Origin of the sequence: Tianweitania sp. (assembly GCF_032053605.1) — a bacterium.
Taxonomy (GTDB): Bacteria; Pseudomonadota; Alphaproteobacteria; order Rhizobiales; family Rhizobiaceae; genus Tianweitania.
This window is the reverse complement of the sequence record NZ_DAMBUH010000204.1, coordinates 1-1,424: the sequence shown is the minus strand read 5'-3', so window position 1 is coordinate 1,424 and position 1,424 is coordinate 1. Positions and strand designations below refer to the sequence as shown.

Below are 1,424 nucleotides of genomic sequence, written 5' to 3'. Positions count from 1 at the left end.
AGCGGCGCATGGTCCGGCGGCCAGATAACGGCCACCACGGCGCGCGTGCCGTGACCGCCGGCACCCGTACGGTCGCCGATGCGCCATGTTCCAGGCAGGCCGGCACGAAGCAGCGGTCCGCCGACTTCGTTTTCGATTAGCCAGGTGGTCAGCTGCTGGCGTGATGCGGCAGACAGCGTGTTGCCGAGAACCAGTTCGCGCACGGCTTTAGCGATGGCCGCGGGCGACGTGGTGTCCTTCTTGTCGCCGGGCTTGCCTTCGTTGAGATCAGGCTCCCATCGATCCAGACGCGTAACCTCGTCGCCGATGCCGCGCATGAAGGACGTGACGGACTTAGGGCCGCCGATCCCATCCAGCACCTTGTTGGCCGCAACATTGTCGCTGGTGCGCATCGTGGCCGCACAAAGATCGCCCAACCCGACCTTCTGGCCGATCAGCTTTTCCGTGACCGGTGCATAAGGGATCATGTCGGCCTTGGTGATGGTGGTTGTATCGGTCAGCTTGAGCTGGCTTTGGTCGGCCTTATGCAGCAGCGCTCCGCAAGCGAGCACCTTGAAGGTGCTGGCCATGGGAAAGCGCTCGTCAGCCTTGTAGAGCCAGGTCTTGTCGCTGCCGGTATCATAGATCGCCAGCCCGACCCGCGCCTTCAGCTGCGTTTCGATCTCACGCGCCTTGCTCACCACGGCATCATCGGCGGCGTGTGCTGTGCCAATCGACAGCGCCATCATGGCTGCACACAGCAGGGAAGCGAGAGGGTTCATGCAGGGTCTCCAATCATCGGGCGCATCACCCAAGCTCAGCCGCCTTTCCCTGTTCATTATGTCAGCAGCGCGACCGCTCCCTCATGACCGCTTGAAGCGCACATGATCCACCAGTGCGCGCAGCTTGGGCGCGAGGTTGCGGCGCTGGGGGAAGTACAGAAAGAAGCCGGGGAATGGCGGGCAAAACTCTTCCATGATCGCGACCAGCTCGCCGCTTCGGAGATAAGGCCTGAAGGTTTCTTCGACGCCGAAGGTCAGCCCGCCGCCGGCAAGCGCGGTGCGCAGCATCAGCCGCATGTCGTTGGTGGTGATCGTGGGCGCGACCGCCACATCGAAGTCGCGGCCATCTTCGGTGAACTCCCAGCGATAGGGCGCGACCTCCGGCTCCGGCCGCCAGCCGATGCAGCGGTGCTCCGCAAGATCGCGCGGATGCACGGGACGGCCATGCCGTTCGAGGTAGGCCGGCGCGGCAACTACCACATGCCGCTGATCGCCCGAAACCGGAATGGCGATCATGTCCTGTTCCAGCACCTCGCCCAGCCGCACGCCGGCGTCGAAGCCGCGCGCCACGATGTCGAACTCTTCGTCCGTCACCGTGACGTCGATCTGGATCTCGGGATAGTTTTCCATGAAGCCGGACAACAGCGGGCCGGAAATGAAGCG

The 1,424-nt window shown here is 63.9% G+C and carries 2 protein-coding genes; both read right to left on the bottom strand.

The annotated features are described in order from the left end of the window. The coding region (gene bla / locus RTX98_RS20755) for a class A beta-lactamase (protein WP_312798787.1) at positions 1 to 761 on the bottom strand (761 nt) is incomplete at its 3' end. An 81-nt stretch (positions 762 to 842) separates the two neighbouring features. Continuing rightward, positions 843 to 1,424: LysR substrate-binding domain-containing protein (locus RTX98_RS20750; RefSeq protein ID WP_312798786.1), on the bottom strand; the 582-nt coding region annotated here is incomplete at its 5' end.